Genomic DNA, 7,010 nt, shown 5'->3' on the forward strand with positions numbered 1-7,010 from the left:
CTCCCGTCCCGCCCTCGACATGAACCGCGACCAGACCGAGGGCTTCGAGACGGCCTTCCGCTCCTTCGCCCGGGACTGCGCCAAGCAGTCCGACTGCCCCCTCGGCAAGGGCGGCCCCGAGGCGATCGCCGAACGCCTGCAGGAGTTCTTCCGCACCCTGGACGCCAAGCCGGTGCCGAGCGGCGACCCGAAGCGCCCGCTGGGCGAGTCCCTCGCCACGACCGGCGTGATCGCCGCGCTGTACGACGAGAGCGCGTGGCCGCAGCTGCGCGAGGCGCTCGCCGCGGCGATGGGCGGCGACGGCTCCGGCCTCCTCGGCCTCGCCGACAGCTACTACGAGCGCGAGGCGGACGGCAAGTACGCCAACCTGATGTACGCCAACGCCGCCGTGAACTGCCTCGACCAGCCCCCGGCCTTCTCCGGCCCCGACGCCGTCACCGAGGCCCTCCCCTCCTTCCGGAAGGCATCGCCGGTCTTCGGCGCGGGCCTCGCCTGGGCCTCCCTGAACTGCACGTACTGGCCGGTCGACGCCACCGGCGCCGCGCGCCCGCTGACCGCGAAGGGAGCCCCGCCGATCGTGGTGGTCGGCACCCTCCGCGACCCGGCGACCCCGTACAAGTGGGCACAGTCCCTGGCGGGCCAGCTCGACTCGGGCGTCCTGCTCACGTACGACGGCGACGGCCACACGGCCTACGGCCGCGGCAGCACCTGCATCGACAACGCGCTGAACACCTACCTCCTGGAGGGCAAGCCCCCGGCAAACGGCAAAAAGTGCACGTAACGATCACGTGGTTCGGGGCACCCTGTCCGAGCCTGTAGACTAGGCGCCGCTGCTGATGAGCGAACCCCTCCGGGGGAACTCTCGTCTCCCGGCGGTGCCGCCTTAGCTCAGTTGGCCAGAGCAACGCACTCGTAATGCGTAGGTCTCGGGTTCGAATCCCGAAGGCGGCTCCATGAAAGCCCCGGACTCACTCGCCGTGATCCGGGGCTTTTTCGTTGCTTGAAGGAAGGCCAGATCAGGCATGCGTCTGACCTGGCCTTCTGCGTGACGCGGCTCCGGATGGTTCGGTGGAACGGGGCTCGCCGGCTCAGAAGACGGGCAGGGCGCCGAGTGACGCGCCGTCCAGGAGGAAGACGCGGTTCGCGTCGGCCGTGATCCAGTAGCGGTCGGGGTTCTTGATGACGGGGAACACCCACGGCGGCCGGTTCTCGGGCGAGAGGTCGATGACGTTGATGCCCGCTTGGGTCTTGTTGACGGCGACCGACCAGAGGCCGTTTCCCTGCACGACGAGCGGGCTGGGCGGGTCGCATTCGAGGAGGCCTGCGTAGGCCCAGTCGGTTGCCTTGCCGTTCCGGAGGTCGTAGCGGAGAGGGAATCCCAGGACACTCGCATACACGTGGTCGCCGTGGATGGTCGGAGGGCCCCAGTAGATCGCGCCGCCGTTCGGCGGTTTGGGGTTCTCGGCCGACCAGAGGTCCTTGCCGTCGATGATGTCGAGAACGGAGAGGTTCTTTCCGGTCAGGCACAGGGAGCGCCCCGACAAGGCGAGCTTGGCCCGGCCGTCGTCGAACTGCTTGCCGCGGTCCCATGCCTTGCGGCCGTCGGTCGTGTCGAGGGCGACGACGGAGCCGTCCGCCGCCGTGAGGACCAGCCGCCCGTGGGCCGCCAGGCCGCGCGACGCGGCCTTCGTGCCGAGGTCCGCGTCGACGTCGACGGTCCAGCGGACCTTGGCGTCGGACCGGCCGATGCTGCGCACCCGCCCGTCCTTGGTGATCACATAGACGGCTTCGTCGTCCGCGGCGAGGAGCGAGGCGGCGTCCGCGGGAGACGTCCACTTGGGCTCGCCGGTCGAGGCGACGAAGGTCACCAGAGTGCCGTTCCGGTCGGTGGCCGCCACCAGTTGGTCGGAGAGGGACAGATAGCGGTTGGCGGCCACCGTCTTCGGCGCCGACCAACGGAGTGTGCCGTCGACGACGCTGCGCGCGGCGATGCCGCCGTTCGGTGCTCCGCCGATGATGACGTCCCGTACGGGGAGGGGCGCGGGCGAGTCGTCCGAGAGCGACGAGGGGACGCTCCAGAGCGGCTCGGGAGCCTTGCCGAGGACGAAGTCGCCCTTCTGCGGGTCCAGGACGCGGGCTTGGGGGGTCTGTACGGCTGGAGGGACGTCGAAGGGGCCGCGACCCGAAAGGATCCACCACGCGGCGGTGCCGCCGCCGGCCGCGAGTACCGATCCGCCGACCGCGAGGCCCGTCAGCAGGCGGCGACGTGACACGGAGTGCGGTGCGACCCCGCCGGGCAGTGTGGTCAGCCGGTGGAGGCTGTGCCCGCGGGTCGCGATGTCCTGCGCGATCGATCCCTTCCGCCAGGCGCGTTCGGCGCCTCGGGGCGGGGCGGAGGCCTGGATGATCTGGTCCGGCAAGGGCCGCGACGCCGGGTCCTTGGCGAGGCACGGGCCGATCAACGGCTGGAGCGCGGGCGGTACGCGGTCCAGGCGCGGCTCGCCGTGGACGACCTCGAACTGCACGGCGGCGACGTGTGAACCCTCGTACGCGTGCTGCCCGCTCGCCGCGTACACCAGGACCGCACCCAGGGAGAAGACGTCGGCCGGTGCACCGACGCGCTGCCCCAGGACCTGCTCGGGCGCGCTGTAGCCGGGGGTGACCGGGGCCTGACCGGTGGCGGTGAGGGTGAGGCCGTGTTCAGGGCGTGCGATGCCGAAGTCGATGACGCGGGGGCCCGTCGCGGTGAGCACGATGTTGGCGGGCTTCAGGTCGCGGTGGACGAGGCCGGCGGCGTGGATGTCGCGGAGCGCGTGGGCGAGCGCCGCCGCCAGGGCCCGTACCGTCGGCTCGTCGAACGGCCCGTGGGAGCGGACGGCATCCGCGAGTGTCGGCCCGGTCAGGAACTCGGTGGCGATCCACGGACGCCCGCCCTCCGTTCGGGCGTCCAGGACGCGGGCCACGGAGCCGCCGGTGACCGCCCTGGCCATCTGGGCCTCGCGGACGAATCGTTGCGTGAGGTTCCGGTCGTGCGTCAGGTGGGGGTGCAGCACTTTCACGGCGGCGGCCTGCCCCCCGCCGTCCTGACCGACGTAGACCCTGCCCATGCCCCCTTCGCCGAGCACGGCGAGGATGCGGTACGGGCCCAGTCGGATCGGGTCTCCGGATTCCAGGGGCTTCATTGCGTGTGAGGCTTTCTGTGAGCTCAAGCGAGGGGGTACGCGGCGGTGTATTCGTCGCCGATGGCGATGAGCCGCCCGGCGGACGCGTGGGCGAAGTACCTCGCCTTGGCGGCCTTGAAGGGACGGGACACGGCCCCGGTCCTGATGTCCGCGGCCACCAGTCCGGACGCAGCGCTGCTGTACACCTGCGTGATGCCGACTGCGGGCGGGGTGTCGAGGTCGTCGGCCGTGACCTCGCGGCCCTTCTCCGCCCACCGCAGTGTGCCGCTCGTGGCGTCGAGCGCGACCATGCCGCGGCTTTCCTCCACCGCGTACACCACACTGTCCTTGACGGCCGGGGGGCTGAAGCGCGCCCCCGGTGTTTCCCCTGCGAACCGCCAGGCCACCTTGCCGTCGGCCAGGCCGAGGGCGACGAGTTCACCTGCCGACGGGTACACGTGCCGGTCGTCCACGGCCGGATGGGCCCGGCTGAAAGCCGACTGCTTGCCGTCGAGCGGCCGGTCCCACAGCGCTTTGCCCGTCAGCGCGTCGTGTACGACCAGGCGCGGTACTCCGCCCGCGGACTGCTGGACGAGGACCAGGTACTTGCCCACTGCCTGGGCGGACAGGAAGTGCAGGCGCTCGGACTTGTCCGGTCGGGCGGGGAGCGGGACCTCCCAGAGTTTGTTGCCCGAACGGGCGTCGATGCCCAGCAGGAACCACGTCTGGTCCTTGCCGAAGCCGGTGTTCGTGTGGGGGCCTCGGCCGCCCACCAGGTAGACGGCGTCGCCCGTCGCGCAGAGCAGTTGGGTTCCGTAGAGGATCGCCCTCAGGTCCTTGAGTTCACTGAACGGGGCCCTGAGCTTTCCCGTGGCCGGATCGACCGTGGCGACGCGGAGCGGATCGGTCTCTTCGAGGGTGTGGTCGGCGGCGTAGATCTGCTTGCCGTCCGTGGCGGTCCGGCGCATGAACCAGACACCGGGGTCGGACCACTTCGTCGCTCCGGTCGCGGGATCCAGGCCCTGTACGCCGTTCTCGCCCACGACGAGCAGTCCGTCCAGGACGAGTGGCGAGGGGGGAACGAGGGGGTCGGCGACGCTGGTGCCCCTCACCTGCCAGAGCATGTCCCACGCGGGTTCCTTCGAGGCGACGGCGGGTGGCTTCGGGCCGGTGGTGTCCTGACGGCCCGACCATGCCCAGGCGCCGGCTCCCGCCGCTGCCGCTCCGAGTGCGGAAATCCCTCCGAGGACCAGGAGCTTGCGGCGCGACACGACGGACGGGGTGGACGGGACGGACCGGGTGCCGCTCGGGAAGGATCCGGCGAAGGCGTGATCCGGTGGGGCCGGGAGGCGGTGGGGCCGGGCGTGCCAGACGTCACCGACGCGGCGGGTGATCTCCATGAGCAGGGGATCGGGGAGGTGGTCGGCGAAGCCGCCCTGCCCAGGGCACAACTGGGCGGCGAGGTCGGTGGTGCTGGGGCGGTCGGCGGGGTTCTTGCTGAGGCAGCGGGTCAGGATCGGGAGCAGGGCCGGGGGGACTCCGGTGAGGTCGGGGTCGGCGTAGCGGACGCGGTAGATGAGGTCGGCGTGCTGTCCGGTGCCGAAGGGCCCGCGGCCGGTGGCCGCATAGGTGAGGACGCCGGCAAGTGCGAAGACGTCTCCCTCAGAGGTGTGTTCCTGGCCGGTCGCCTGCTCGGGGGACATGAAGGCCGGCGTGCCCGCGGCGGTACCGGTGCGGGTGAGGCGGTCGTCGCCGATCGCACGGGCTATGCCGAAGTCGATGACTTTGGGACCGTCTGCCGTGATCATGATGTTGGAGGGTTTGAGGTCGCGGTGGACGACGTCCGAGGCGTGGAGCTGGGCCAGAGCCGCACACAGCAGGGCTCCGAGCGTGCGTACCGCGGGCTCGGGGAGCGGTCCTGCGAGGGAGACGGCTTCGTCGAGGGGCGGGCCCAGAACGTACTCGGTGGCCAGCCACGGGGTGTCGGCGAGCGGGTCGGCGTCGAAGACCCGGGCGCCGTGGACGGGGCCGATGACGCGAGCCGCGTCCACCTCAAGCCGGAAGCGGGTGCGGGCGGCGGGGTCGGCGGCGATGCGGGCATGCATCGTCTTCAGCGCTGCCGTACGGCCCGAGGCTGAGCGGGCGAGGTAGACGGTGCCCATGCCGCCGCTGCCCAGGCGGGCGATGAGGCGGTAGGCGCCGAGCCCGTGCGGGTCGTCGTGGGTGAGCGGAGAGAGCATCAGCCGTCAGTCCAGGGAAGCAGGAGCAGGGAGTTCAGCCGCGAGGATCTGCCCCGACTGGCGCGCGATCGCGGCGACCACGGCCGCCGGCAGGGGCATCGGGACGGCCGCGTCCAAGACCCCGGCCTGATGCGCTGCGGTACGTGTGGCTGACTCCAGGTGGGCGAGGACTTGGTGCGCCTGCGGACGCCTCTGGGGGTCCCGCGAGAGGCAAGCCGCTACCAATTCGCGGAAGCTGGAGGGAAGTTCATTACGTTCGGGGACGGTATGGCCGGTTCCCGCGTAGGCGAGCACCGCCCCCAGGGCGTACACGTCGCCCAGCGGCTGAGGCCGTCCGCCGGCGGCTTGTTCCGGAGCGAGACTGCCGGATTCAAGGCCCGGCAGACCGCTGCGCTGCTCCCCGTCCGGGGCCGCGGCCCGTACCGCCCCGAAGCAGCTCAGGCGGGGGCCTTCGGTGGTGAGCAGTACGGCGGCAGGGGACAGGCCTGCGTGCGTCACGCCGTGGGCGTGGGCGGTGGCCAGCGTTCGGGCGAGGGCGGCGCCCAGGGCCCGTGCGACCGGCTCGGGCAACGGACCGCCGTGAGCTCGCAGGGCGGCCGGGAGAGGGAGGGCGGGGACGTACGGTGCCGTGCACCACGGGAGTTCCGCAGTGCCGCCGACCTCCCCGACCGGAAGGAATCCCGGTATCGAGAGCCGACGGGCGCCCTCCGCCTCGATCGCCCAGCGGGTCGGGTCGACGTCGATGCGCGGGAGGCAGGCAAGGAAGGTGCGGTCGCCGTCGGCGCTGCGGGCGATGAAGCGGCGTGCGGAAACGGCCTGTTCGAAGCCCGCGTCGAGCCGGGCCAGGGTGATGTGGGGCCCGATCTGCGGAGGGTCGTCATGGCGCAGCCATTCCATGCGCGTTCTCCCCCGGTCCGTGATGAGCCACGACAAGCCTACTCAAGCGCCGTTGCAGGGGCGGAGGAAGGTTTCGCCGGAGGCCATGGCTCGACGGCGCCGAGGTCTGCAGGTCTGAAGGTCTGACAGTACCCGGCCGCGGAAGCCCGCCAGTTGCCCGAACGCCGTGACAAGCTGCCCGGTGCCCGGTGCCCGGTGCCCGGTGCCCGGCCCCTTGCTTGGCAGAACCGGCCGCCGGCGCCGACCGCCGGATTGAGGGCGGCCCAAACGCGCCAGGGCAGCCGGCGAGTCGCATCCGCCGAACCGGGTCGTGTGCCTGCTCGATCGCCGGTGCGGGCCCCGGATCGTCGGTGTCGCCCTTGCCGGGGACCGGCCCGGCTCGTGGGCATCGTCGGCGCGGCCCTGATCACCCGAGGCTCCGCCAGGTGCCGGCGCATCGAGCGCCTCCACCGTACGGCGGCGGCGACACCGAGCCTGCCGTCCAGACGGCTCGCCCCGCCGCAACCCGGTCGGCTGACGGGCACCCTCCCGGTCCGGCCTTGCGGTGTTTCCCGTTCCGGCGGTTGGGCCGTCAGGGTGCGGTCGCCGCCGTTCGGGGGCCGGGCTAGCTTGGAATGGCTGGACCTGGACCTGGACCTGGACGTCGCGTGGCAGGAGGCCGGGCATGACGACACGGTTGCGCAGGGCGGCGGTGGCGGGGGCGGCCGCGGTG

The 7,010-nt window shown here is 72.0% G+C and carries 4 protein-coding genes and 1 tRNA gene; 2 read left to right on the forward strand and 3 right to left on the reverse strand.

The annotated features are described in order from the left end of the window. Both HYE82_RS32085 and HYE82_RS32090 read left to right on the forward strand, forming a co-directional pair. The coding region (locus HYE82_RS32085; protein ID WP_179177724.1) for an alpha/beta hydrolase at positions 1 to 781 on the forward strand (781 nt) is incomplete at its 5' end. A 96-nt stretch (positions 782 to 877) separates the two neighbouring features. Then, positions 878 to 954, forward strand: a tRNA-Thr gene (locus HYE82_RS32090). 134 nt (positions 955 to 1,088) lie between these two features. Here the strand turns inward: HYE82_RS32090 and HYE82_RS32095 are convergent. From HYE82_RS32095 to HYE82_RS32105, 3 genes are read right to left on the reverse strand one after another with little or no spacing between them, the layout of a single operon-like run. Next, positions 1,089 to 3,182 carry a protein kinase gene (locus tag HYE82_RS32095; protein ID WP_179177725.1) on the reverse strand — a complete coding sequence of 698 codons (2,094 nt, stop codon included), beginning with the start codon at positions 3,180 to 3,182 and terminating at the stop codon, positions 1,089 to 1,091. Positions 3,183 to 3,205: 23 nt separating this feature from the next. After that, a complete protein-coding gene (locus HYE82_RS32100; RefSeq protein ID WP_179177726.1) occupies positions 3,206 to 5,401 on the reverse strand; it encodes a PQQ-binding-like beta-propeller repeat protein in 2,196 nt (731 codons plus the stop codon). A 6-nt stretch (positions 5,402 to 5,407) separates the two neighbouring features. Beyond that, positions 5,408 to 6,298 carry a serine/threonine protein kinase gene (locus tag HYE82_RS32105; protein WP_179177727.1) on the reverse strand — a complete coding sequence of 297 codons (891 nt, stop codon included), beginning with the start codon at positions 6,296 to 6,298 and terminating at the stop codon, positions 5,408 to 5,410. Positions 6,299 to 7,010: the final 712 nt, after the last annotated feature.

Source organism: Streptomyces sp. BR123, from assembly GCF_013401435.1.
GTDB lineage: Bacteria > Actinomycetota > Actinomycetes > Streptomycetales > Streptomycetaceae > Streptomyces.

Coding starts and splice junctions, on each gene's coding strand:
- HYE82_RS32095 (WP_179177725.1), bottom strand. CDS start 3,182: ATGAAGCCCCTGGAATCCGGAGACCCGATCCGACTGGGCCCGTACCGC.
- HYE82_RS32100 (WP_179177726.1), bottom strand. CDS start 5,401: ATGCTCTCTCCGCTCACCCACGACGACCCGCACGGGCTCGGCGCCTAC.
- HYE82_RS32105 (WP_179177727.1), bottom strand. CDS start 6,298: ATGGAATGGCTGCGCCATGACGACCCTCCGCAGATCGGGCCCCACATC.